This window comes from Streptomyces sp. NPDC057253, assembly GCF_042669125.1.
In the GTDB taxonomy this organism is placed as follows: domain Bacteria; phylum Actinomycetota; class Actinomycetes; order Streptomycetales; family Streptomycetaceae; genus Streptomyces.
This window is the reverse complement of record NZ_JBHUXV010000003.1, coordinates 43,337-66,351: the sequence shown is the minus strand read 5'-3', so window position 1 is coordinate 66,351 and position 23,015 is coordinate 43,337. Positions and strand designations below refer to the sequence as shown.

Genomic DNA, 23,015 nt, shown 5'->3' with positions numbered 1-23,015 from the left:
TCAGGCTCCGTTCCGGTTGCCCAGGACGTCGGCGTTCGGAGCCGCCTTGGCCACCAGGTTCGGGACGACGGAGGACAGCTCCTCCGGTGTCCAGCGGGTCTCGGCGCTCGCCGTGGGGCCGTTGACCCAGCCCTCCAGCACCGTGATGCGGTTGCCGACGACGCCGAACACCCGGCCGGTGACCTCGCGTGAGGCGGCCGAGCCCAGCCACACCACGAGCGGCGAGATGGCCTCGGGGGTCAGGTCCTGGGTCTCGGCGGCCTGCTTCATCATCTCGATGTCGTCGGTCAGCCGGGTCAGCGCGGTGGGCGCGATGGCGTTCACCGTCACGCCGTAGCGGGCGAGTTCGGCGGCGGCGATGAGGGTGAGGCTGCCGATGCCGGCCTTCGCGGAGCCGTAGTTGGACTGGCCGGGGTTGCCGAAGATGCCGGACGGGGAGGTCGTGTTGATCACCCGGGCGTCGTTGTCCTGACCGGACTTGGCGCGCTCGCGCCAGTACGCGGCCGCGTGGTGCAGGGTGGCGAAGCTGCCCTTGAGGTGGACGGCGATCACGCTGTCCCAGTCCCGCTCGGTCATCGACACGATCATCCGGTCGCGCAGGATGCCGGCGTTGTTGACCAGTACGTCGAGGCCGCCGTAGGTGTCGACGGCCTGCCGGACGAGCCGGCCGGCGCCCTCCCAGGTGGAGATGTCGTCCGTGTTGGCGACCGCTTCGCCTCCGGCCGCGACGATCTCGTCGACCACGCGCTGCGCGGGCCCGGCCGAGGCGCCGGCGCCGTCCCGTCCGCCGCCCAGGTCGTTGACGACGACCTTCGCCCCCTGCGCGGCGAACGCCAGGGCGTGCGCCCGGCCGATCCCGTTGCCCGCGCCGGTGACGACCGCGATCCGGCCTGCGACCACTCCTTCAGACATGCTCAATTCCTCCATCGGAAAGGTCAGTTGGCCTCGGCGAGCAGGACTCGCGGGCTGTCGCTGCCGCAGCCGCACCGGCCCACGACGACGCGTCCGGCGATGCCGAGCGGTGTCTCGGGAAGGGCCGAGGTGCGCTCCTCCCCCGCGGCCACGGTCAGTTGTCCGTCCCGCTCGCCGAACCGCCATTCGGCGACGTTGACATGGGCGCCGCTGCGTTCGGGGCACTCCAGCGCGAGAGCCGGTCCCAGGGCCGAGATCACGGAGGCGGTCACCCCCACTCCGCGCAGGAGGGGTACGGCGGCTGGCCGGGCCAGCACGACCGGCGTGGACCGGAACATCTCGCCGATGTCGGCCGAGCCGGCGAGCCCTTGCAGGGTCTCCGCCGACAGGCCGATCACCGCGTGCGGGGTCAGCTCGCGGTGGAAGACGGCGGTGCGGCGGTGGTCCCAGCCCATCGCCTCGGCGATGCCGTACGGCACCTTCAGCGCGCGCAGGGCGCCGACCACCGCGAGTCCCCAGAAGCCCTCGAAGCCGGAGGCGGTCAGCAGGGCCCGCTGCCCGGCGGCGAGGCCGTGCTCGCGCAGCCGTGCGGTGACCCACGCGGTGTCGCGGGCGAGTTCCGCCCAGGTGAGCTCCAGGTCCCGCGTGCCGTCGGCGGTGGGGAAGCGCAGGAGGTAGGCGAGTTCGGGGTGGTCGAGCGTCCTGGCACGGGCCAGGGTGTCGGCGCGGGCCATCAGGTCTTCACCACCCGGGGGAACTTGGCGACGCTGGTCATGGTCTTCAACAGGTCCTCCTCGGTGCGCATGTCGAGCACCGGCTTGACTCCGGTGCGCTCGCGCACGGCCTCGCTCAGGCGTCCGGCCAGGGCGTCGACGTCGCCGGTGAGATGGGGGTCGTAGCCGACGCGCAGCCGCAGTTCGTCGACCTCGCGTCGGTCCCGGACGATCTGGAAGACGCCGGCGACGGTCTCCGGCTGGTCCTCGACCGCCTGCCACACGTCCCGCAGGACCACGGAGCGTCCCCGGACCACCGTCTCGTCGCCGCGCCGCCCGGCCACCCACATCCGGGCGTGGGTGCGGCCGCAGCCGCAGGTGTCGCGGGAGAGGCGGACGAGGTCCTCGCTGCGGTAGCGGATCAGCGGCGCGGCACGGTTGTCCAGGTCGGTGGCGACCAGTTCGCCGAGGTCGCTCTCGGGGACGTCACGCCAGCCGTACTCCTCGACCTCGACGCACTCGGCGAAGACGGTGTCCTCCCAGAGGTGGAAGCCGTCGTGCTCGCGGCACTCCCAGGCGGTGCCGGTGTCGGCTGCGCTGGTGTACTCGTAGACGTCGATGCCCCAGTCGTCGCGGATCCGCTCGCGCATCTTCCGGCTGAGGGGCTGGCCGGCGCAGGAGGCGCCCTTGAGGGAGGAGAAGGCCTCCCTCAGGTCGGTCTTCTCGGCCAGGTGCTCCAGCTCCACCATCTGCGGATACATCATCTGCAGATAGGCGGGGCGGTAGGTGCGCAGGGCCTCGACGACCTCGGGCATGTTGCCCATCCAGGTGTCGACCTCGATGACCACCGCGCCCAGCGCCTGGAAGCCGGCGTCCATGAAGTTGCGGAAGGTGCCGGGCGGGCTCAGGACCCGGTCGCCGGGCCTCAGGCCCAGTTCCCACAGATCCCGTACCTGCGCGGTCACGAGCGGCGGAGCGTCCTGCCAGATCTCGGCGAAGAACTCCGGGTCGCCGGTGGTCCCGGAACTGGAGGAGACCGAGGTCAGCTCCTCGACCGGGACGCAGAGCAGGCCGGCGAAGGCGTCCCCGGTGCGGCTGCGGTAGGCGCGGATCATGTCCTTGGTGATGAAGGGGATGCGTGCCCGGAAGTCCTCCAGGGACCGGATGTCACGCGGGTGGACCCCGTGCTGGTCCCACAGCTCGTGGTAGAAGGCCGAGTTGGCGTAGGCGTACTCGACGAGCTCCAGGAGCTGTTTCTCCTGCCGCGCGCGCAGTTCGTGGCGCGGCATGGTCTCCACCTGGGGCTCGAAGTACCTGTCAGCGGTGTCCCTGTCACCGACCATGGCGCCTCCTCGCGGCTCAGTGCCCAGATCTTCCAGCTATCAGCGCAATCAGTCAACCAATTCGACGGATTGAGCGCATGAGGCTCGCGCTTCGCCGATCCATATAGTTAACTATTAGCACTCATTCAACCACAGGAGGGCTGTCGTGAAGATCGTTGTCTGCGTGAAGCACGTGCCCGACGCCACGGCGGACCGCACCTTCACCGAGGACGGCACCACCGACCGCGCGTCGGTCGACTCACTGCTGTCCGAACTCGACGAGTACGCCGTCGAACAGGCCCTGCGCCTGGCCGAGTCGGACGCCGACACCGAGATCAGCTACCTCACCGTCGGACCCGACGACGCGCGCGACGCCCTGCGCAAGGCCCTGGCCATGGGCGGTGACGCGGCGATCCATGTCAGCGACGAGGACATCGAGGGCAGCGACGCGTTCGGCACGTCACTGGTGCTGGCCAAGGCGATCGAGCGGCACGGCTTCGATCTCGTGCTGTGCGGGATGGCCTCGACGGACGGCACCATGGGCGTGCTGCCCGCGCTGCTGGCCGAGCGGCTCGGCGTCCCGGCCGTCACCCACCTCGAGGACCTGGCGATCGAGGACGGAACCGTCACCGGCCGCCGCGAGGGCGACGGTGCGACCGTACGGATCCAGGGCGCCCTGCCCGCCGTCGTCTCGGTGACCGACCGCTCCGGGGACGCCCGCTACCCCTCCTTCAAGGGGATCATGGCCGCCAAGAAGAAGCCCGTGGAGACCCTCGACCTCGCCGACCTCGGCATCGAGGCCGCCGAGGTCGGCCGGGCCGGAGCACGGTCGGCCGTAGACACCGCGACCCGGCGCCCGCCGCGCACCAAGGGCGAGATCGTCGCCGACGAGGGGACGGGCGGCGTCGGACTGGCCGCGTTCCTCACGACCAAGAAGTTCATCTGACTGCGCCCCGCCCTGCCATACCTGCCTGAAGGAGTTGCATCACCGTGGCCGAGATCCTCGTCCTCGTCGACCACGTCGACGGTGCCGTACGCAAGCCGACTCTTGAACTGCTCACCCTGGCCCGGCGCTTGGGCGAACCCTCCGCTGTCTTCCTCGGGCCGGGCGCGGACCGCGCGACCGAGGTTCTCGGCCGGTACGGCGCCCAGAGAATCTACGTCGTGGACGCCCCCGAGGTCGACGAGTACCTCGTCACCCCGGCCGTGAACGCCCTCACGCAGATCGCCGAGCGCACCGGCCCGGGCGCGATCCTGCTGCCGTCCGGGCCGGACGGCAAGGAGATCGCCGCGCGGGTCGCGCTGCGGCTCGGCTCCGGACTCATCACCGACGCCGTCGACGTCACCGCGGGACCCGACGGGCCGGTCACCGAGCAGTCGGCGTTCGCCGCGACGTACCAGGTCACCGCGCACGTCACGCAGGGCGTGCCGGTGATCACGGTCAAGCCGAACGCCGCCGCGCCCGAGGCCGCCCCGACCGAGCCCGTCATCGAGAAGCAGGACGTCACCTTCGGCCCGGCCGCGCACGCCGTCCGCGTCCTGTCCCGCACGCCGCGGGAGCGCGGCGACAGGCCCGAACTGACCGAGGCCGACATCGTGGTCTCCGGCGGTCGCGGGGTGAACGGGGCCGAGAACTTCGCCCTCATCGAGCGGGTCGCCGACGCGCTCGGTGCGGCCGTGGGCGCGTCCCGCGCGGCCGTGGACGCGGGCTGGTACCCGCACAGCCACCAGGTCGGCCAGACCGGCACCCAGGTCTCGCCGCAGCTCTACCTCGCCGCCGGCATCTCCGGCGCGATCCAGCATCGGGCGGGCATGCAGACGTCCAAGACCATCGTCGCCGTCAACAAGGACGCCGACGCCCCGATCTTCGAGCTCGCCGACCACGGGGTGGTCGGGGACCTGTTCGCGGTGCTGCCGCAGCTGGTGGACGAGATCGAGCGGCGCCGGAGCTGATCTCTGCTCCTCCCGGCCTTCCCTTCATCCACCCATACAACTAAAATCGCTAACTGATTACATCCATTCAGCTTGCAGTCCTGACCCGAAGGGGCGTCATGACGAAGATCTGGGTCAACTCCGGGGACTCCCACGTGATGGAACCCGCCGACGTGTGGACCGAGAGGCTGCCCGCACGGCTCGGCGCCCGCGCCCCGCGCAGCGAGCGCGGCGAGAAGTACGAGATGCTCTACATCGACGGCGAGCGCATCGACCGCCAGCTCGGCGACTTCATGGACGCCATGCGTCCGCCGGGCGCCTGGGACCTGAAGGTCCGCCTCAAGGACCTCGACCAGGAGGGGGTGTGGTCCCAACTGGCCTTCCCCTCCATGGGGTTCTGGCTGGTGTCGATCACCGACCGGCAGCTGGCCCGGGAGACCGTACGGGCCTGGAACGACTGGGCCCACGAGGAGATCCTCAGCAAGAACAAGCGGGTCATCACCACCGCCTGCGTCTCGACGGCCGACATCGACGACGCGGTCGCCGAGTTGGAGCGGGCGGCCGAGATGGGTTTCAAGGCCGTCTTCCTGCCCTGCTCGACCCGGGAGGGCGAGGAGTACGCCCTCGACCGCTGGGAACCGCTGTGGACCGCCGCCGAGCGGGCGGGCATGGTGCTCGGCTTCCACATCGGTACCGGCGGCCAGAACGTCGTCTTCCGCGGACCCGGCGGCGCGGTCGTCAACTACATGGAGACGACCTACCCGGGCATGCGCGTGGTCTCCCACCTGGTCGCGGGCGGCGCCCTCGACCGCCACCCCGACCTGAAGATCCTCATCGCGGAGGGCGGCGCGGGCTGGATGCCGGCCATCGGCGACCGGATGGACGAGGCCTACCGCCAGCACGGCATGTTCGTCCGGCCGAAGCTGAGCCGGCTGCCCAGCGAGATCATCAGGCAGCAGGTGTACGCCTCCTTCCAGCACGACAAGAGCTCGGTGGAGATCGTCGAGTCGACCGGCTACCGCAACGTGATGTGGGGCGACGACTACCCCCACCTGGAGGGCACTTACGGGCACACCCAGTCCACGCTGCACGACCTCTTCGACGGCGTGTCCGACGACATCCGCGACCGCGTCACCCGCGGCACCTTCAACGAGCTGTTCGGCCTGCCGGAGCAGACTCCCCAGGAGGCGGCCGTCTGAGCGGCGCCGACGGAACCGGTTCGGTGACCACTCCCCCGTACACCTCGAATCCCTCCCACACCTTGTATCCCTCGTATCCCGAGGACCTGGAACGGCCCGGACTCGTCAGGACCGGGCGGTCGACCTTCGTCCGGCCCGTCCGGCCGGAGGACGCCGACCGCCTGGTCGCCTTCGTCGGCAGCCTGTCCCGGGCCACCCTGGCCTACCGCTCTCTCGGCCCGGTGGTCCGGGCCGGCGACGACGTCATCCGGCGCGGCGCCCACGTGGACTACCTCAACGAGCTGGCGCTCGTCGCCCTGGACGGTGACGAGATCGCCGGTCTGGTGCGTTACGTCCGCGACCCGGAGGAACCCGAACACGCCGAGGTCACCTTCACCATCCGGGACGACCACCAGAGCGAGGGGTTCGGCAGACTGCTGCTGGAGCACATCGCCGCCGCCGCGCGGGCCCGGGGGATCCGGGTGCTGGAGGCCGACGTACTCGCCGACAACGCGCGGATGATCAACGTCTTCCTCGGCTCCGGCTACCGCACGGAAGTCGGCCCGCCCGGCCAGATCATCCACTTCGAGATCGCCGTCGACCCGCAGGCCCAGGCCGTGGCGCGCGCCGAGCGCCGCGAGCAGACGGCCGTACGGCGCTCGCTCAAGCCCCTGCTCGAACCGCGCTCGGTCGCCGTCATCGGCGCCAACCGCGACCCGCTGACGATCGGCCACGAGATCGTCGCCAACCTGCTGCGGGGCGGCTTCTCGGGCAGCGTCTTCCCCGTCAACCCGCGGGCCGAGCAGATCGCCGGGGCGCGGGCGTACGCCGGCGTCACGGACCTGCCCGAGCCGCCGGACCTGGCCCTGGTGGCCGTACGGGCCGAGGCCGTGCCCGGTGTCGTACGGGAGTGCGCGGAGGTCGGGGTCAAGGCGGTGGTCGTCGTCTCGACGGGCTTCGGAGAGACCGGAGCCGAAGGACGGGCCGGCGAGCTGGAGCTGGCGCGTTTCACACGCGCCTCCGGGATGCGGCTGGTGGGCCCGAACTGCATGGGCGTGGTCAACACGACCCCCGCGGCGCGCCTGGCCGCGACCTTCTCGCCCGCCCTGCCGACGCCCGGCCGGGTGGCGATGTCCAGCCAGTCGGGGCCGCTGGGGCTCGCGGTGCTCGACTACGCCCGGCGGCTGCGGCTCGGCTTCTCCGGCTTCGTGTCGGTGGGCCACGCCGTCGACGTCTCCACCGACGAACTGCTCCAGTGGTGGGAGGAGGACCCGGGGACCTCGGTGATCCTGCTGCACGTCGAGACCTTCGGCGATCCGCGCCGGTTCGCCCGTGTCGCCCGCCGGGTCGCGCCGCGCAAACCGATCGTCGCGGTCCATCCGGGCCACGCGGACTCGGCGGTGAGCTCGCTGTTCGCCCAGTCCGGGGTCATCCGCACCCGCAGCCTCCAAGAGCTGTTCGACGTCGCCCTGTTGCTCGCCCATCAGCCTCCGCCGCCCGGCAACCGGGTCGCCGTGATCACCAACGCGGGCGGCCCGGCGGCGCTGACGGTCGGCGCGTGCGCGGCGAGCGGCCTGAGCGTGCCCGCGCTCGGTGAGCGCACCCGGCAGACGCTCCGTCCGGCCCTCGCGCCGCACGCCGACGTCTCCAACCCGATCGACCTGACGCCCACCGCCACCGCCGCCCACTACCGGCAGGCGCTGGACGCCGCCCTGGCGGACGACGACATCGACGCGGCCGTCGTCCTGTTCATGCCGCCGCTGGCGGACAAGCCCGACGAGGTGGCCTCGGCGATCCTCGACGCGGCCGCGGCCCGGCCCGACAAACCCGTGCTGGCCAGCTTCCTTGGCGGCGCGGGCGTCGCCGACCTTCTGCACCGGGGCGACCTGGTGGTCCCGACGTACACGTTCCCCGAAGCGGCGGCCACCTCCCTCGGACACGCGGCGGCCTACCAGACCTGGCGCAGCACCCCCGCGGGCGTCGTACCCGACCTCGCGGGAGTCGACGCCGAGCGGGCCCGGTCGCTCATCGCCTCCTGTGCGGCCTGCCCGGTCTCCGAAGCGGTCGCCGCCGAACTGCTCGCCTCGTACGGGATCGCCGTACGAGGCAGTGAACCGGCCCCCGGACCCGACGCGTTTCTCTCCGTCCGCGCCGACCCGGTCTTCGGACCGGTGGTCGCCTTCGGCCTCACCGGGGACTACGCCGACCTCATGGCGGACGTCGCCCACCGCGTCACCCCCCTCAGTGACCGCGACGCCCGCGAGATGGTCCGCTCGCTGCGGGCCGCCCCGCTGCTGGACGGCCGGGCCGGCGGCCCGGGGGTGGATCTCGCGGCCCTGGAGGAGACCGTCCTGCGCATCTCGGCGATGGTCGAGGACCACCCCGAGATCGAGGCGCTGGAACTGCGCCCGGTACGGCTCCTGCCACCCGGGGACGGAGTGGCCGTCGCGCACGCCACGATCCGGCTGGCCGACAACACAGCAGCAGGAGGCTCCTCGTGAAGGTGGGCATCTACTTCGACCTGCGCAACCCGCCGCCGTGGCAGCGAAGTTGGTCGCGGGTGTACGGGTTCGCCCTGGAGATGTGCGAGGAGGCGGACCGGCTCGGCCTCGACTCGGTCTGGTTCTCCGAACACCACGGCTTCGAGGACGGCTACCTCCCCCAGCCGCTCACCATGGCCGCGGCGGCCGCCGCCCGCACCCGCCGGGTCCGGCTGGGCACCGCGGTCATCCCCGCACCCCTGCACGCGGCCCCCGAGATCGCCGAACAGGCCGCCCTCGTCGACATCATCAGCGACGGCCGCCTGGACCTCGGGCTCGGCACCGGCTACCGGGTGCCCGAGTACCGGCTGTACGGCGCCGACCTCACGAAGCGCTACACCACCACCGATCAGCGGGTACGGGAGATCCGCGGCCTGTGGGCCGAATCCCTGGTCACCCCGGGCCCGGTGCAGGATCCGCTGCCGATCTGGCTCGGCTACCAGGGCCCGCAGGGCGCCCACCGGGCCGGCCGGCTCGGCACGGGGCTGCTGTCGCTGAATCCGGCGCTGCTGACGCCGTACCGGGAAGGGCTCGCCGAGAGCGGGTACGACGTCTCGGCGGGCCGTATGCAGGGCTCGTTCACCACGTTCGTCACCGAGGACCCCGACGGTGACTGGCCGGTGGTGCGCAGGCACCTGGCGTACCAGTGGGACAGCTACCGCCGGTACATGGTGGAGGGCACCGAGCAGCCGCTGCCCCGCCCCATCGACCCCGAGAAGTGGCGGGCGACGGGGCTGAGCGCGACCGGCGTCGGTCAGTTCCTCTACGGCACCCCGCAGGACGTCGCCGATGCCGTCAAGGCGTACGTGGCAGGGTTGCCGGTGGAGGGTGTGTTCCTGTGGGCCTCGCTGGCGGGGATGCCCGAGGAGATGGTGGCCCGGCAGGTTCAGCTCATCGCGGGGAAGCTGCGCCCGCTGCTCGCGGATGTCTGAAGCCGCGGGCGTCGAAGTGTCGGAGAGCAAGTCGAAGTGTCGGAGAGCAAGAGGAGTCACACCATGTCCACGACGCCACCGACCGGACCCTGGGCGGGGGCCGACTTCCAGGAGCCGCCCCGGACTCCCGGCGGGGTGGCCCTGTGCGGGGCGTGCCGCGTTGCCGGTGCCTGCCGGCTGGGCGTGGAGCACGAGCGGCTCGACGAGGACGGGTCGGCGCGGTTCGAGCTGTCCTGTCCCCGTGACCAGGAGGGTGGGCCCGATGTGGCGCACGGCGGCTGGACCGCGGCCGTACTGGACGACTGCCTCGGCCATCTGCCGCTGCTGCACCGGGTGTTGAGCGTGACGGCGGAACTGACCGTGAGCTTCGTGAAGCCGGTGCCGGTGGAGCGGCCGCTGGAGGTCCGGGCCTGGGTGGAGAAGCGGGAGGGCAGGCGCTGGTACATCGCGGGCGAGATGGTACTGCTGCCCACGCGGGCCGTGCTGGCCCGGGCCTCCGGGATCTGGGTGACCCGGGATCGGGGCCACTTCACACGGCACCAGGAGTGGCTGGCGGGTCAGGACGGCGCGGCTCGGTAGGAGCAGTCTGCGGGCCGGGGCGCGAGGCGCGCTGGGAACAGCCGGCGGGCCGGGGCGCGGAGCGCGCTAGGAACAGCCGGCGGGCCGGGGCGCGGGGCGCGCTGGGAACAGCCGACAGCCCAGGGCGGCGGGCGCGGGGGGAACAACTGGCAGCCCGGGTGGCGAACCCGTGGCGATGCTCAGAAGGAACAGCCGGTAACCCGGGCGGCCCGGACCAGCAGGGCAGCCGACAGCCCGGGGCGGCGGGGCCCCGAGCCAGGTTGGGACGGCGGGGGTCAGTAGGACCTGAGGCCCATGCTGCGGGCTATGCCGTTGCGCTGGATCTGGCTCGTGCCCCCGGAGATCGTGGCCACGATCGACTCCCGGTACCGGAAGCTCATCACGCTCTCCGTCGAGAAACCGTGTCCCGCGCAGACCTGCATCCCCAGCCGGGCGGCCGCCACGTACGTCTCCGAGCCCTTGAGCTTCGCCATCGACCCTTCCCGGGTGCACTGCTTGCCCTGGGCGAGCAGCCAGGCCGCGCGGTAGGCGAGCAGGCGGGCGGAGTCGATCTCGGTCTGGAGGTCGGCCATGGCATGCGCGAGGGCCTGGAAGTTGCCGATCGGCCGGCCGAAGGCGTGCCGGTTGCGGGCGTAGTCGAGCATCTCGTCGAGCGTGGCCTGCGCGGCGCCCAGATAGCCCCCGCTGATGATGACCTTCTCCAGCTCGATGTTGGAGAGCATCACCTTCCAGCCCTCGTCGCGCGGGCCGACGAGGTTCTCCTTCGGCACCAGGGCGTCGTTGAAGAAGACCTCGTTGGTGCCCAGGATGTGCCGGGCCAGGGTCGGCGTCCGGCGCACCTCGACCCCCTCGGTCGCGGGATCGACGAGCAGCAGGCTGATGCCGCCGTGCTTGGGTTCGCGGGGCCCGGTCCGCACGTACGTGGCGATGGTCGTGTCGGGCAGACCACCACCCGTGCACCACGCCTTCTGACCCCGGACGAGGAAGTGGTCCCCGTGGTCCTCGGCGGTGGTGCGCAGCGCGGCCGCGTCGGACCCGCTGTCCGGCTCGCTGAGGCCGACGGCGAGCCGGTGGCAGCCCGTCATCACCTGCTCGCGAATGAAGTCGCGCTGCGCCTCGCTGCCCCACCGGAACACCGTGATGCCGGGGATGAGCACGCCGATGTAGCACATGGCGACGTCGAAGCTGGCCCGCCCGAGTTCCTCGGCGATCAGGATGAGCTCCAGCGGTCCGCCACCGTCACCGCCCTCGTCCTCGGCGAACGGGAGCGCGAACCACCCGAGGTCGGCCATGCCCCGGAACAGCTCGGGCGGTACGACGCCCTCCTCGTCCCATTGCTTGGCCTTCTCGGCCGGGCACACGTCGGCGACGAACCGCCGAGCCGTCGCACGCAAGAGGTCCTGCTCGTCGGTCAGCCCGAAGTCCACGGCCACTCCTCGCCAGCGCTAGCTATTCATCTATCTAATTGTTCTATGTTAGCTGATAAGGAGCAGCGGCCATACTGTCGCATCACCCGTTCTTCACCCTTCGCTCGGCCCCGCCGACGCGCATCCGTCAAGGTGCCGTGAACAACGCGGGGAACCCTGGCGCGAGCCACGGCTTGCGCCCCCACGCGAGGACCTTGCCGCGGGCGATGGCACCGGCGGCTGTGCACCTGCCCAGCGCGAGCAAGAAGAACGTGATCGGGTCGATCATGATCGTGCAGTCGGGGCGGCGCGGGGGCTCGGCGTGTACGGCCAACGCGCCGTCGGTGAACGTCACCGTCAGCCGGGAGACACCGCGCACCCTCAGCTCGTAGCAGGCACGGTGACCGGCAGCCGCTCGTGGGTCGACCACACGGTCCATCGCGGTGATCAGAAACGGCATCGCCAAAGCGACCCTGTCCCGGTCGACCATGTGCGGTCGGCCGAGTGCCACTGCGATGTCGTAGCCGTGCCCCAGCATGTGGGTCAGCAGGTAGGAGCCGAGAGTTCCCAGGTCCATGGGACCCAGCGGTGTCACCGTGGGTGTGGCCGCCGGCCGCAGACCGGCCGCCTCCGTGAAGGCCCGCGCGTGCTGTACGACGCCGCCCGCGAGGACGGATGGGTCGCGTTCCCGGAAGGAAGCCAGGGAGGCGGCGTTGGCCGCCGCAAGTCCCGCTGGTGTGCCGTCTCCGTACACCTGCTCATGCCCTGCGGCCAGAGTGGCCATCAGCTTGTTGGCCAGGACCAGATGGGCCGCGGCCTCTGCGACCGTCCACTCAGCTCCAGGAATGGGCACCGAGGCGTCCTTGCACGAACGGAGCAACCTGGCCACGTCCTCGGCTACGGCACAAATGGCTTCAGGCAGCCGCAGTCGCGCGGCAGCCTCATGATCAGGGGCAGTCATAGACGGGAAGGGTGGACCAACGCCTCCCGACTGTCCAGGTGCACACCGATCGAATGTCAGGAACCTGTTCCGTTCCTGTCGGGGTCCGATGGTCCCCCGCCGACTTCCGCGTTCTGGCCGCGATGCGACCGCCCCTCCTCCCTACGATGGCGGCCATGTGTGCGTATGTGGTGCTCGCCGACGACGACCCGAAACAAGCCGACCTCATCCGTCTGTACCTGGAGAGAGAAGGCCACTCGGTCGAGGTCGTCCACGACGGGAGAGCCGCGCTGGAGCAGATCAGGCGACGCATGCCGGATCTCGTGGTGCTGGACTGGATGATGCCGCGCGTGGACGGCCTGGACGTCTGCCGGGTGCTGCGCAGAGAGTCCGATGTGCCCGTCCTCATGCTCACGGCCCGCGCGGAGGAGGACGACCTGCTGCTCGCCCTCGACCTGGGCGCCGACGACTACATGACCAAGCCCTGCAGCCCGCGCGAACTCGTCGCGCGCGTCCGCACGCTGCTCAGACGCGCCGGCCCGGTGGCGGCCTCCGGCGCCGCAGCCGAGTCCTCCCGTCCGAGGATCGAGACCGCGCCGCGGCCTGCCGAACCGGTGCATGCCGTGGGTTCCCTCGTCGTGGACCCCGGCCGGTTCGAGATACGGGTGGAGGGGCGCCTGGTCGACTGCACGCCCGGTGAGTTCCGTGTCCTCGAAGTACTCGCCTCGGCTCCTGGCCGGGTCTTCACGAGGAAGCAGATCCTGGAACACCTGCACGGCATCGATCGCTATGTCACCACGCGCACGGTCGACGGGCACGTGATGAACCTGCGCCGCAAGATCGAACGTGATCCCGCCCGGCCCGAACGGCTGCTCACGGTCTACGGCGTCGGCTACAAAGCAGCCGAGCCCCAGACGGGGACAGAGACCGACGACGCGGCCGGTCCTCGTGCGCGGTGACATATCGCTGCGCAGCAGTCTGCGGACACGACTGCTCGTGGTGTGCGTGCTGGTGTCCCTCTGCTCGATCGTCGCCACCGCCTGGCTCGTCGTCAGCGTCACCGCGGTCGCCATCGGACGGGAGCGCGGCCAGGCCATCGCCGACGACGCCCGGGTGTACGACGCACTGGTCGGCTTCGCCGCCACCCACCCGAACTGGCGGGGGGTCGAGCCGACCATGCGGGCCCTCGCCCGGGAGACCGGCCGTCGTATCACCCTCACCGACGAGAACCGCCGCGTGCTGGCGGACTCGGACGGCGAAGGCGGGACGTCGGCCGGATCGCTGCCTGACACACCGTCGGCGACCGTCGACGCGCTCGCCGTGGACGTCACGCTCGTGGGCGGCGGTCACGGCGGCGAACTGTCCGACCGCATCGACCCGCGTGCGGTCGGACCCTTCCGGTTGAGTCCCGAGGAGAGGGCGACCTTGCGCGTCGCCGCGTCCCGCGTCCTGTCCTGCATGCGCGAGAGGAGAGGGGCGGCGGGCGTCGAGCTCGTGCAGGCGCCGAACGGCCGGCCGCAGATCGAGCTCGACGGTCGGGTCATGGACACGGGCGACCGGTGCAGGATCGATGCACTGCTCGAACGCACGCCCACCGAGCAGCGGGCCCAGGCCCAGCTGGGCAGACTCGTCAACGCGTGCCTGGCCGCCCGTCATGCCGCCCCGGTACAGCTCTCCGACGACCTGACCTGGACACCCTCCACCGCCCGCGGCGCCCCGAACAGTCGTGCGGTGACGTCATGCATCTCCACAGCGCAGCGTGACCAGCTCTCCCCCTATGTGGCCCCGCCGGCACTGCTCTTCGCCACCGCGCCCGACCGTAGGATCACCACGTTCTTCGACCTCTCCGGCCCCAATCGTCTCCGGGTCGCCGGGGTCACCTTCGCGGTGTTGCTCATCACGGTGACGGTCACCTTCGTCGTCGGCACCCGCATGGTCCGGCCGTTGCGCGCACTGACCGGTGCGGCCCAGCGGATGGCCGACGGGGACCAGGACGCGCGCGTGGAGGTGACCGGCGACGACGAATTCGGCAGGCTCGCGGTGGCGTTCAACCTCATGTCGAGCCGGCGCCGGGAAGGGGAGCAGCTGCGCCGGGCGCTGGTGAGCGATGTGGCCCATGAACTGCGCACCCCGCTGGGCAACGTCCGGGGCTGGCTGGAAGCCGTCGAGGACGGTGTCGTAGCGGCGGACAAGAGCCTGATCTCCTCGCTGTTGGAGGAGGCGTTGCTTCTTCAGCACATCATCGACGACCTGCGGGACCTCGCGGCAGCGGACGCCGGTGCGCTGAGACTGCACCCGGAGGACGTGGACGCCGCCGCTCTGCTCGCCCAGGTCGCGCGCGCTCATCAGGGCAACGCCGGCGCCGCCGGAGTGGAGCTGCGGGTGCGGCCCGCGCAGGAGCGACCGTATCTGCGTGCCGACTCCCTGCGACTGCGCCAGGCCATCGGGAACCTGGTCTCCAACGCCGTACGGCACACGCCCGCCGGCGGCACGGTCACCCTCTCGGTCCGTCCGCTGGGCGACCAGGTGGTGTTCGGCGTCGAGGACACCGGCTCCGGTATCGGCGAGGAGGACCTGCCCAAGGTGTTCGACCGCTTCTGGCGGGCGGAGAAGTCGCGCAGCAGACAGGGCGGGGGAAGCGGGCTGGGACTGTCGATCGTCCGCAAACTCGCCGAGGCGCACGGCGGCACCGTGCACGTGACGAGCGTACTGGGACAGGGATCGGTCTTCTCACTCAGGCTGCCCGGCCCGTCGACCGGACAGCCCGAGTCGTAGGACGGTCCCAACCGCCTGAGACCGGGTGGGTCAGCCCGTCGCCGGCCGGGACAGGCCCGCCGGGTACAGATACCGGTCGGGAGGGATCTGCGTGCCGTGCGCCCAGGCGGAGAAGAAACCGCGCAGGTCCCGGTGGGACAGTTCGGCGGCCAGGGCCTCGAACTCGGGCCACGAGGCGTTGCCGTAACGGTACTTGGCCGGCCAGGTGCGCAGGATGTCGAAGAACGCCGTGTCGCCGACCGTGCGGCGCAGGGCGTGCAGCATCAGCGGCCCTCGGGCGTACAGCGCGGAGTCGAGCTCCCGGCCGGGCCCCGGGTCGTACAACGGGACGCTCCAGAACGTCGGATCGGCGCGGTGCTCCTCCACCGTGGCCCGGTAGTAGTCACGGTCGAGGTCGTCTCCCTGGTGCTCGTACCACAGCCACTGGGCGTACGTGGCGACGCACTCGGCGACGCAGCCGTCACGCCAGTCGGTGAAGGAGACGCTGTCGCCGTACCACTGGTGGGCGATCTCGTGCACCATCGCGACGTCGAAGAGTCCCGAGTCGTACGTCGGGCGGCTCTGGGTCTCCAGGTCGACCGGGCCGGTGCCGGAGGGGCCGCTCAGTACGACGGCACCCGCCGAGGAGAACGGGTACGGGCCGAACCGTGCGGCCAGGAAGCCGAGGATGTCCTCCTGGAGCGCCTCGGCGTCCGGGTCGATCAGCGCGTCGGGGCTGTAGGCGTTCACGACCGGGGTGCCGTCGGGCAGCGCGGAGGTGCGCACGGTGAACCGGTCGACGGCCACCGTGCTGGCGTAGGTGGTGAGGGGGCGGTCCTCGTACCAGCGGAAGGTGCGCCGGCCCGTGCCGTCCCGGGTCACCGGGCCGGGCCGGCCGTTGCCGACGGCGCTCCAGCCGTCGGGGACGGTGGCCGTGAGGCGGAAGGTGGCCTTGTCGGAGGGGTGGTCGTTGGCCGGGTACCAGGTGGTGGCGGAGTGCGGCTCGCCGCTGATGGAGACGCCGCCGTCGGCCATGGGGTGCCAGCCCTCGCCGACCGGCTTGCCCGAGTACCGCACGCGGACGGAGAAGTCGGCGCCCTTGCGCAGTTCGCGCGCCGGAGTGATCACGAGCTCGTGCGCCCCCTCGCGCCGCACGGTGCGGGCGCTGTGGCCGTCGACCGTCACGGACGACACGTCGAACCCTGTCAGGTCCAGGTGGAATCGGCCCAGATCCGCCAGGGCGCGCGCGGTGATGGTGGTGTCCCCGGTGAGGTGGTTGGGATGGGCCGGATCGTAGGCGATGTGAACGTCGTAGTGGGCGACGTCGTAGCCGGAGTTGCCGTCCGTGGGGAAGTACGGGTCCCCCACGCCGGCGCCGCCGTCGGCCGCGGACGCGGGCGCCATCCCGGTGAGCACGCACAGGGCGAGGGCCGCGAGCGGAGGGACCATGAGCCGCCTCATCGGCGGGCCTTCGCGACGGCGAGCTGCCAGGTGACGTCGAGCACGGCGTTGGTGCTGGCGGTCTGCACGGCCGGGTCCACGTTGTGGATGTCGTCGCAGGCGCTGTGAATGCAGTCGGAGATGCCGGTGGTGAAACCGGCGACGGGAATGCCCGCGGCGGCGAAGGAACGGTCGTCCGAGCCCGTGTCGCCGATGTCGAAGGTCGGTATCGAGCGGGCGGCGAAGTACCTCTCGAAGGCCTCGGTCGCCTCCAGGGCACCCTCGGACTCCGCCGGGTCATGGGTGACCAGCCAAGTCGTGGTGTTGCGGGAGCCGGCCTGGTCGAAGTTGAGGTAGGCGCGGACCGAGGAACGCTGGTCGGGAGACAGGGCGTTGACGTAGTGCGCCGAACCGAACAGACCGCCCTCCTCCGCGCCCCACCAGGCGAACCGGAGGTGGCGCCCGGTGTGCGGGTGGGCCTCGGCGACGGCGACCGCGGTCGCGAGGACGGCGGCCGAGCCGGAACCGTTGTCGTTGATGCCGGGACCGGCCGGGACGCTGTCGAGGTGCGCTCCCACCAGCACGGTCTCGCGCGTGTCCCCGCCCGGCCAGTCGGCGATGAGGTTGTAGCCCGTCGCGCCGTCGTGCGGGAACGGCTGGAGGGCCGTGCGGTAACCGGCACGGTCCAGCACCCGTTTCACGTAGGTCACCGACTCCCGGTAACCGGAGGTCCCGTGCGCACGGTTGCCGCCGTTGCGGTCGGCGATCGACTGAAGGTCCTTCAGGTACGGCATGACGCGCTGAGCCGTGACCACCGGCGGACCCGGGAGACGGGGGCTCGCGCCGACGGGTGCGGCGCCGAACAGGCCGGCGCACAGGGCGCCGACGGTGACGCAGCGCAGGAACGGGCGGGATGCCATGAGGTGGCTCTCCTGTCACTCGTGGAACGGACGGCCACGAAGGTAGGGAGCAGATGTGCCGTTCCCGTCGCCAAGTCGTCGGCGCACGGTGGGTGTGCGGTGGCCGCAGGAGCACCGAGGGCGCAACGGACCCGCATCGGTTGCCGACCGTTTCCCGACATCCGGCGCGGACCATGTGGCGCATGAACCACTTCGACATCACGGTCCACCGCCGCCTGGCGGGCGCGCTCGCCCTCGTCGCGGGCGCCCTCCTGCTCACCGGCTGCGCCGGTTCGGGCGACTCCGACGGCAACGGTACGACGCGGCAGGAGGTGGCGTCCCTGCACAGTGACGCCCCCGACGCCCCCGCGAGCGCACAGGCCACGCCGTCCGACGACGACGGCCGCCCTCAACTGCGGCTCGACAGCTCGGAGGAGGAGAAGAACCGCTACTGGCACCTCTACGCCGCGTGCCTCAAGGAACACGGGCACAAGATGCTCACGGCACGCGGCCCGGACTCCGTCGACGACTCCGACCACAGCGCCACGGCCAAGGCCGCCACCAAGGCCTGCGCGAACAAACTGCCCTTGCAGCCACCCGAGTTGGACCAGGCGACGAACCCGCACTACGACGACGACTACCGCGCCTACGTGAAGTGCCTGAACCGCAAAGGGCTCAAGGTCAAGGCGCTGCCGGACAACTCCGGTTGGACCTACGACGGCAACACCACGATGAGTGCGGCCCGGCAGAGCGAGGTCGACAAGAGCTGCACCCTGGAGGCGTTCCGTGGCCCGACGCAGTAAGGGCGTCATCGCGCTCAGCGTCGTCCTGGTCGCAGGCGTCACGGGCACAGGCGCCTATGCGTGGCGCGACGTCCACTCCGGACACGCGACCAGGCCCTCCGCCCACGAACCGGTGCGGACCGCCACCATCACACGAACCGACCTCTCCGACAGCCGCACCCTGCCGGGCACCCTCGGTTTCGGCACACCGCACGCTCTCAAGGGCGCGGGCCAGGGCATCGTCACCCGGCTGCCGAAGCCGGGGACCCGAGCGGTCAGGGGCAAGGCGCTGTACCGGATCGACGACCGGCCCGTCCCGGTCTTCTTCGGTGACACGCCCTTCTTCCGCCCCCTCGCCAAGCGAGGGGTACGTGGCCACGACGTGAGTGTCCTCGGGGACAACCTGCGAGCCCTCGGCTACGACACGGGCCCCGTCGCCGGGCCCAGGAACACCGGTGACGACGATGAGGGCGAGGAGTTCACGCCCGCTCTCGCGGCCGCTCTCCAACGGTGGCAGCACGACACCGGGCAGGCCGCCACGGGTACCCTCGCCCCCGGCCGGGCCGTGGTCCTGCCCGGCCCGGTGCGCGTCGACTCGGTCCAGGCGCAACCGGGCGATGCGGCCGAGGGCACGCTGCTCACCTACACCTCCGCCGCCAAGACCGTCACCGTCGCGATGGAGGCGACCGACCTGGGCACCGTCACATCCGGAGACAGCGCTGCCATCACCCTGCCCGACGGCAGAACGATTCCCGGCACCGTCAAGGCGCTCAGCCGCACCGTGCGGGGCGGCTCCGCCGAGGAGTCCGCACAGCAGACCGGACCGGCCACCATCGACGTGACCGTGGTGGCGAACCGGGCGAAGGACCTGCGGAGCCTGGACGCGGCCGCGGTGCAGGTGCGGTTCGACACCACCACGCGCAAGGGCGTGCTCGCCGTGCCCGTGGGTGCACTGGTCGCCCTGCGGGAGGGCGGGTACGCAGTACAGCGCCCCAACGGCACGCTGATCGCGGTGACGACGGGCATGTTCGCGGGCGGCCTCGTCGAGGTGCGCGGCACGGGAGTGACCGCCGGCGCAAAAGTCGTGACGGCATCGTGAGCAGCCCCTCCCCCACCGCGGCCCCCGTCCTCCTTGTCGAGGCGGTCACCAAGAGCCATCCTGGCGGTGTCACCGTTCCTCGACGCGGAGCGAGACACGGTCCTGGTACGGACATGCTGCGCCCCGTAGGTGCACAGTGCTTTTCGGACCGCGCCGACCCTTCCGACGCCTCCGGCATCAGTGTCCTCGCCGCGCGGACCAACCGCCTCGCCTCGGTCACTGGGCGTCAAGGCAGCAGGCGTTCCACGAGAGCATGGCACTCCTCGACGAGCCGGCCAGTCGCCTGGTCCACCAGGGCGAACGGCTGGAGCCGGAGGGTGATGCCCGCGAGCCAGCCGGTCAGGTCCGTGGCGATCACCGCACCTCCGGGCCCGGCTTCGAAGGCGGGAATGAGTGCCAGCAGCATCCGGGCCCACGTGGCCCCGAAGTCATGGAACTGCAAGCGCATGGAGAGCACCTGTGCCCGGGAAGCCGCAGCGAAGAGGTAGTGGGCCTCGCGCCCCAGGAGGCCGGCCTCCCGGGCGCTGTACGGGTCCGGATCGTCCAGGAGATCGACGACGAGTCCTGCCAGCAGCGTCGCTGTCGCGGGTGCGGTCTGCCCCTCGCAGCGCAGCGAGGGGACCATGGTCGTCGCCCTGTCCGCCGGATCGAAGGCGAGGTCGCGCAGTACCGACGGCACCCGGTCGTCCCCGAGTTTGCTTGCCGCGGCTGCCAGTGCGGCGGCGAAGGACATCGAAGGCGGCCTCGCGGTGCCCTGCGCGGTCAGGGACTGCCAGGCCCGGGTGGCTTCGGCAGTGGTCGAGGGGGCGAGTTCGCGGCCCTCCCTGACGAGCCCCTCGCCTTCGGCGCCGCGACCCGCTTCACGGAGATTCAGTCCGTGGTGGACGAGCGCGGTCACCAGGTGCTCTAGATCCGCGGGGGCGTTCGTCCGGGCCATCGCCCTCGCGCTGTGCACCTCCGTCGCCCCGACGGCGAGGGCGATCTCGTGCCGGCCCTGTCGGGTGTGCACCCGTGCGGCGATTGCGGCGGAACCCCGCAGGTACCGTCCGTGCATGAGGGATTCAGCCAGTGGGGCGTTGTTGATCGCTTCGGCCTTGGAAAGGTAGAAGCGGACCGCCCAGTCCGCCGAACAGACGGCGAGGTCGCAGTCGCCGTAGTCGTACAGGACGCTCGCGTTCAGACTGAGCACCCGGGCAAGGTCCAGGAACAGAGGTGAGTCGCCTCCGCCCGCGCCGAGGTCCAGGTACGTCATGACCGCCTGGTCCGCCTCGATGACGGCGGAGACTCCGCGCCCCAGTTGGGCCAGCACCAGCGCCTTGCGGGCGTGGACATCGGCGATGAGGGGTGGCATGCCGGGTTCGCCCAGCTCGCGCAGCTCCTCGTAGACGTCGGCGCACTCCGTGAGCGCGGCGAGCGACTCGTCCGGCTGCTCTGTGCTGAGCAGCGTCGAGCCCAGTCCGTACAGCACGCTACCGAGCATCCGCTTGGCTTCCCGGTCGCCGGGGTCCCGCCCGACCACCACGTACATCAGCCTCCGGGCCTCCTGGTGGAGCGGCGCCGCGTCTGCCGACAGACCACCGACCATCAGCGCCTGCGCCTGCGCCTGCGCCTGCGAGAACAGCTGCGCGACCCGTAGCTGAAGGTCCCTGGTCGCGACGCCCGTGCCCGGGTCCGGGTCCGGGTCCGGGTCCGGGTCCGGGTCCGGGTCCGGGTCCGGGTCCGGGTCCGGGTCCGGGTCCGGGTCCGGGCCGCCAGAGGATGCACCAGACTTCGCCGAACGACGCCACTTCATGCGCCCGCCCCCCACTTCGATTGTCACGAAGCCCGTCCCCTCAGGCTCGCCGAGAGGCACGTGCCAGCTTCCTCCCCTGTCAATTGCGCCTGCAACAAGGGAGGTTGACGACATCGAGGGTGATCGACCAGCGGAGACTCCCGCGCGGCCGGCTGCGAATCAGACCTTTTTCGCTCAGCTCATAGCAGCCGCCCAGGGCTCTGGGACACACGTCGAGGTCGACTCCACGCGAGCAGCAACCGGGCCGCAGACCCGACCGTTTCCGTGACATGTGCATCGAACGCGCGTCACCAGGGCCGTTCGGCCCTTGTAGCCGGTCGGGCGCACTGTCTTCACTGGTCCCGCGGCGGTGCCGGTGCAGCTTGAATCCCGCCCCTGGGCTCGGACTGGCGGTCGCGTGCACCGGGGGGTGGCGGGGGCCGTACAGCACGCGGTGACGGGCGAGCGAGAGCTCCGTGGAACGAGGAGGTGAGCGGGACGATGATCACGGCGGTAGGCCACGCCGACCTGGCTGCGGACACGTTGACGCTGGTGGAGGTTGAGCTGCGGGCACGGCTGGAGCAGCAGTTCGCACACAGGTCGGCAGTGGTGCGCGCGGGTGCCGGTGTGCCACTGGCGTTCGGGCGGGCAGCTCGGGCGGCGGGGCGCCAGCTGGTCGTGGTGACGCCCACCCAGGGCCTGGTGCCCGCGTTGCTGCCTCAGCGCGACCGGATTCCGACCGGGAAACTGCTGGAGCTCGCCCAGCAAGCTCGCCTGCTGGCCTACGACCCGGCCGACCGCGACGCGTGCGTCGGCGCGGACGAGCAGATGATCACGGGGTGTCGGCAGCTGCTGGCCGTCTGGGACGGCTCGCCGTCCAGCGGACGGGATGCCACCGCGCATCTGGTGGCGTACGCCCGTGCGCACGGCGTCCCGGTCGAGGTCGTATGGCCGCGGGGCGCTTTGCGCGAAGGCATGAGCGTCGCGCCGGACCCGGATGACCCTCGTGGTCCGCGCGGCGGCGGCGCCCCTTCGACCACCCCGGGCCCAGGGTCCACCCCCCACACCCACGAGGCAGGAACATCCCGATGACCGACACCACCAGTCGCGTGCGGCACCTGCCCACCAGGAGTCGTCGAGGCAGCCGAGAACGGGAGAACACGCCGGCGGGTACCACCGGCGCCTCCCGCGCCTTCGCCTGGTTGCTGATCATCTCCGGCGGGCTCGGTGCCCTGGCGTCATTCGTGATCACCATCGACAAGTTCCAGCTGTTGCAGGACCCGCAGTTCTCGCCCTCGTGCAATCTCAGCCCGATCCTGTCCTGCACCAGCGTGATGAAGAGCGCCCAGGCCTCCGTGTTCGGCTTCCCCAACCCGCTGCTCGGCCTGCTCGCCTATCCGGTGGTCATCGCCGTCGGCTTCGCGCTGCTGGCCGGCGCCCGCTTTCGCCGCTGGTTCTGGCTGGGGTTGAACGCAGGCACGCTGCTCGGTGCGGGCTTCTGCATGTGGCTGATGACTCAGGCGCTCTACCAGATCGGGGCGTTGTGTCTGTGGTGCTGCCTGGCCTGGGCGGCCACCATCGCCGCGTTCTGGTACACCACCGTGCACAACGTCCGGCACGGGATCATTCGCGCGCCCCGAGGAGTGGTCGCGGGCGTGCTGGAGTTTCACTGGGCGGTGCCCGTCACCTGGTACCTGGTCATCGTGACGCTGATCGCCACACGCTGGTGGGACTACGGGCAGACGCTGCTCTGACCCCGTCCACCAGCCCAGTCGGCCGTAGGCAACGAGCAGTAGGGGCAAGGGGGCTCACACGA

20 protein-coding genes are annotated in these 23,015 nt (G+C 71.2%); 12 read left to right on the top strand and 8 right to left on the bottom strand.

From position 1 onward, the window contains the following. The 3 genes from ACFULQ_RS02375 to ACFULQ_RS02365 are packed head-to-tail and all read right to left on the bottom strand — an operon-like array spanning position 1 to position 2,968. Complete coding sequence (locus ACFULQ_RS02375; protein WP_383536973.1) at positions 1-912, bottom strand: SDR family oxidoreductase; 912 nt, start codon at positions 910-912, stop codon at positions 1-3. 23 nt (positions 913-935) lie between these two features. Continuing rightward, positions 936-1,646 (bottom strand): hypothetical protein, encoded by a 711-nt coding sequence (locus ACFULQ_RS02370; protein ID WP_383536970.1) that lies wholly within the window; start codon positions 1,644-1,646, stop codon positions 936-938. Then, entirely contained in the window at positions 1,646-2,968 is a 1,323-nt protein-coding gene (locus tag ACFULQ_RS02365) for a phenylacetate--CoA ligase family protein (RefSeq protein ID WP_383536967.1), read from the bottom strand. The genes ACFULQ_RS02370 and ACFULQ_RS02365 overlap by 1 nt, the downstream gene beginning before the upstream one ends. A 163-nt stretch (positions 2,969-3,131) precedes the next feature. Here ACFULQ_RS02365 and ACFULQ_RS02360 point away from each other — a divergent pair, with 163 nt between their 5' ends. The 6 genes from ACFULQ_RS02360 to ACFULQ_RS02335 all read left to right on the top strand — a co-directional run bounded on the left by ACFULQ_RS02360 (position 3,132) and on the right by ACFULQ_RS02335 (position 10,108). Next, positions 3,132-3,893, top strand: a complete 762-nt coding sequence (locus ACFULQ_RS02360; protein ID WP_383537327.1) for an electron transfer flavoprotein subunit beta/FixA family protein — start codon at positions 3,132-3,134, stop codon at positions 3,891-3,893. A 44-nt stretch (positions 3,894-3,937) separates the two neighbouring features. Further along, positions 3,938-4,900: an electron transfer flavoprotein subunit alpha/FixB family protein gene (locus tag ACFULQ_RS02355; RefSeq protein ID WP_383536964.1), complete on the top strand. Its 963-nt coding sequence runs from the start codon at positions 3,938-3,940 to the stop codon at positions 4,898-4,900. Positions 4,901-4,998: 98 nt separating this feature from the next. Beyond that, a complete protein-coding gene (locus ACFULQ_RS02350; protein WP_383536962.1) occupies positions 4,999-6,078 on the top strand; it encodes an amidohydrolase family protein in 1,080 nt (359 codons plus the stop codon). 23 nt (positions 6,079-6,101) lie between these two features. After that, entirely contained in the window at positions 6,102-8,558 is a 2,457-nt protein-coding gene (locus ACFULQ_RS02345) for a GNAT family N-acetyltransferase (RefSeq protein WP_383536959.1), read from the top strand. Further along, a complete protein-coding gene (locus ACFULQ_RS02340) occupies positions 8,555-9,529 on the top strand; it encodes an LLM class flavin-dependent oxidoreductase (protein WP_383536957.1) in 975 nt (324 codons plus the stop codon). The genes ACFULQ_RS02345 and ACFULQ_RS02340 overlap by 4 nt, the downstream gene beginning before the upstream one ends. A gap of 63 nt (positions 9,530-9,592) precedes the next feature. Beyond that, on the top strand, positions 9,593-10,108 hold the full coding sequence (locus ACFULQ_RS02335; RefSeq protein ID WP_383536955.1) for a PaaI family thioesterase: 516 nt from the start codon (positions 9,593-9,595) through the stop codon (positions 10,106-10,108). Positions 10,109-10,383: 275 nt separating this feature from the next. On the opposite strand, the gene ACFULQ_RS02330 is transcribed toward ACFULQ_RS02335, so the two are convergent. Both ACFULQ_RS02330 and ACFULQ_RS02325 read right to left on the bottom strand, forming a co-directional pair. Next, positions 10,384-11,535 carry an acyl-CoA dehydrogenase family protein gene (locus ACFULQ_RS02330; RefSeq protein ID WP_383536952.1) on the bottom strand — a complete coding sequence of 384 codons (1,152 nt, stop codon included), beginning with the start codon at positions 11,533-11,535 and terminating at the stop codon, positions 10,384-10,386. Between the two features lie 127 nt (positions 11,536-11,662). Continuing rightward, on the bottom strand, positions 11,663-12,475 hold the full coding sequence (locus ACFULQ_RS02325; protein ID WP_383536950.1) for a maleylpyruvate isomerase family mycothiol-dependent enzyme: 813 nt from the start codon (positions 12,473-12,475) through the stop codon (positions 11,663-11,665). A 155-nt stretch (positions 12,476-12,630) separates the two neighbouring features. Here ACFULQ_RS02325 and ACFULQ_RS02320 point away from each other — a divergent pair, with 155 nt between their 5' ends. Further along, a complete protein-coding gene (locus tag ACFULQ_RS02320; protein WP_383536948.1) occupies positions 12,631-13,413 on the top strand; it encodes a response regulator transcription factor in 783 nt (260 codons plus the stop codon). Continuing rightward, positions 13,403-15,229, top strand: a complete 1,827-nt coding sequence (locus ACFULQ_RS02315) for a sensor histidine kinase (protein WP_383536945.1) — start codon at positions 13,403-13,405, stop codon at positions 15,227-15,229. Before ACFULQ_RS02320 ends, ACFULQ_RS02315 begins: the two co-directional genes overlap by 11 nt. Before the next feature lie 30 nt (positions 15,230-15,259). Here ACFULQ_RS02315 and ACFULQ_RS02310 read toward each other — a convergent pair whose 3' ends face one another. Together ACFULQ_RS02310 and ACFULQ_RS02305 are read right to left on the bottom strand one after the other, a co-directional pair. Then, positions 15,260-16,657 carry a M1 family metallopeptidase gene (locus tag ACFULQ_RS02310; protein ID WP_383536942.1) on the bottom strand — a complete coding sequence of 466 codons (1,398 nt, stop codon included), beginning with the start codon at positions 16,655-16,657 and terminating at the stop codon, positions 15,260-15,262. Positions 16,658-16,665: 8 nt separating this feature from the next. After that, positions 16,666-17,568 (bottom strand): M20/M25/M40 family metallo-hydrolase, encoded by a 903-nt coding sequence (locus tag ACFULQ_RS02305; protein ID WP_383536939.1) that lies wholly within the window; start codon positions 17,566-17,568, stop codon positions 16,666-16,668. Between the two features lie 182 nt (positions 17,569-17,750). Here ACFULQ_RS02305 and ACFULQ_RS02300 point away from each other — a divergent pair, with 182 nt between their 5' ends. Both ACFULQ_RS02300 and ACFULQ_RS02295 read left to right on the top strand, forming a co-directional pair. Further along, on the top strand, positions 17,751-18,350 hold the full coding sequence (locus ACFULQ_RS02300; protein ID WP_383536936.1) for a hypothetical protein: 600 nt from the start codon (positions 17,751-17,753) through the stop codon (positions 18,348-18,350). Beyond that, positions 18,334-19,428: a hypothetical protein gene (locus ACFULQ_RS02295; protein ID WP_383536934.1), complete on the top strand. Its 1,095-nt coding sequence runs from the start codon at positions 18,334-18,336 to the stop codon at positions 19,426-19,428. Before ACFULQ_RS02300 ends, ACFULQ_RS02295 begins: the two co-directional genes overlap by 17 nt. Before the next feature lie 226 nt (positions 19,429-19,654). Here the strand turns inward: ACFULQ_RS02295 and ACFULQ_RS02290 are convergent, their stop codons facing one another. After that, a complete protein-coding gene (locus ACFULQ_RS02290; RefSeq protein ID WP_383536932.1) occupies positions 19,655-21,220 on the bottom strand; it encodes a hypothetical protein in 1,566 nt (521 codons plus the stop codon). Between the two features lie 480 nt (positions 21,221-21,700). Here ACFULQ_RS02290 and ACFULQ_RS02285 point away from each other — a divergent pair, with 480 nt between their 5' ends. Beyond that, complete coding sequence (locus ACFULQ_RS02285; protein ID WP_383536929.1) at positions 21,701-22,291, top strand: hypothetical protein; 591 nt, start codon at positions 21,701-21,703, stop codon at positions 22,289-22,291. Then, positions 22,288-22,953 carry a vitamin K epoxide reductase family protein gene (locus ACFULQ_RS02280; RefSeq protein ID WP_383536928.1) on the top strand — a complete coding sequence of 222 codons (666 nt, stop codon included), beginning with the start codon at positions 22,288-22,290 and terminating at the stop codon, positions 22,951-22,953. The genes ACFULQ_RS02285 and ACFULQ_RS02280 overlap by 4 nt, the downstream gene beginning before the upstream one ends. Positions 22,954-23,015: the final 62 nt, after the last annotated feature.

Bases quoted from the DNA above. Each gene is read 5' to 3' on its own strand.
- ACFULQ_RS02375 (WP_383536973.1), bottom strand. From the start codon at position 912: ATGTCTGAAGGAGTGGTCGCAGGCCGGATCGCGGTCGTCACCGGCGCG.
- ACFULQ_RS02370 (WP_383536970.1), bottom strand. From the start codon at position 1,646: ATGGCCCGCGCCGACACCCTGGCCCGTGCCAGGACGCTCGACCACCCC.
- ACFULQ_RS02365 (WP_383536967.1), bottom strand. From the start codon at position 2,968: ATGGTCGGTGACAGGGACACCGCTGACAGGTACTTCGAGCCCCAGGTG.
- ACFULQ_RS02350 (WP_383536962.1), top strand. From the start codon at position 4,999: ATGACGAAGATCTGGGTCAACTCCGGGGACTCCCACGTGATGGAACCC.
- ACFULQ_RS02335 (WP_383536955.1), top strand. From the start codon at position 9,593: ATGTCCACGACGCCACCGACCGGACCCTGGGCGGGGGCCGACTTCCAG.
- ACFULQ_RS02325 (WP_383536950.1), bottom strand. From the start codon at position 12,475: ATGACTGCCCCTGATCATGAGGCTGCCGCGCGACTGCGGCTGCCTGAA.
- ACFULQ_RS02320 (WP_383536948.1), top strand. From the start codon at position 12,631: ATGTGTGCGTATGTGGTGCTCGCCGACGACGACCCGAAACAAGCCGAC.
- ACFULQ_RS02310 (WP_383536942.1), bottom strand. From the start codon at position 16,657: ATGGTCCCTCCGCTCGCGGCCCTCGCCCTGTGCGTGCTCACCGGGATG.
- ACFULQ_RS02305 (WP_383536939.1), bottom strand. From the start codon at position 17,568: ATGGCATCCCGCCCGTTCCTGCGCTGCGTCACCGTCGGCGCCCTGTGC.
- ACFULQ_RS02300 (WP_383536936.1), top strand. From the start codon at position 17,751: ATGAACCACTTCGACATCACGGTCCACCGCCGCCTGGCGGGCGCGCTC.
- ACFULQ_RS02290 (WP_383536932.1), bottom strand. From the start codon at position 21,220: ATGAAGTGGCGTCGTTCGGCGAAGTCTGGTGCATCCTCTGGCGGCCCG.
- ACFULQ_RS02285 (WP_383536929.1), top strand. From the start codon at position 21,701: ATGATCACGGCGGTAGGCCACGCCGACCTGGCTGCGGACACGTTGACG.
- ACFULQ_RS02280 (WP_383536928.1), top strand. From the start codon at position 22,288: ATGACCGACACCACCAGTCGCGTGCGGCACCTGCCCACCAGGAGTCGT.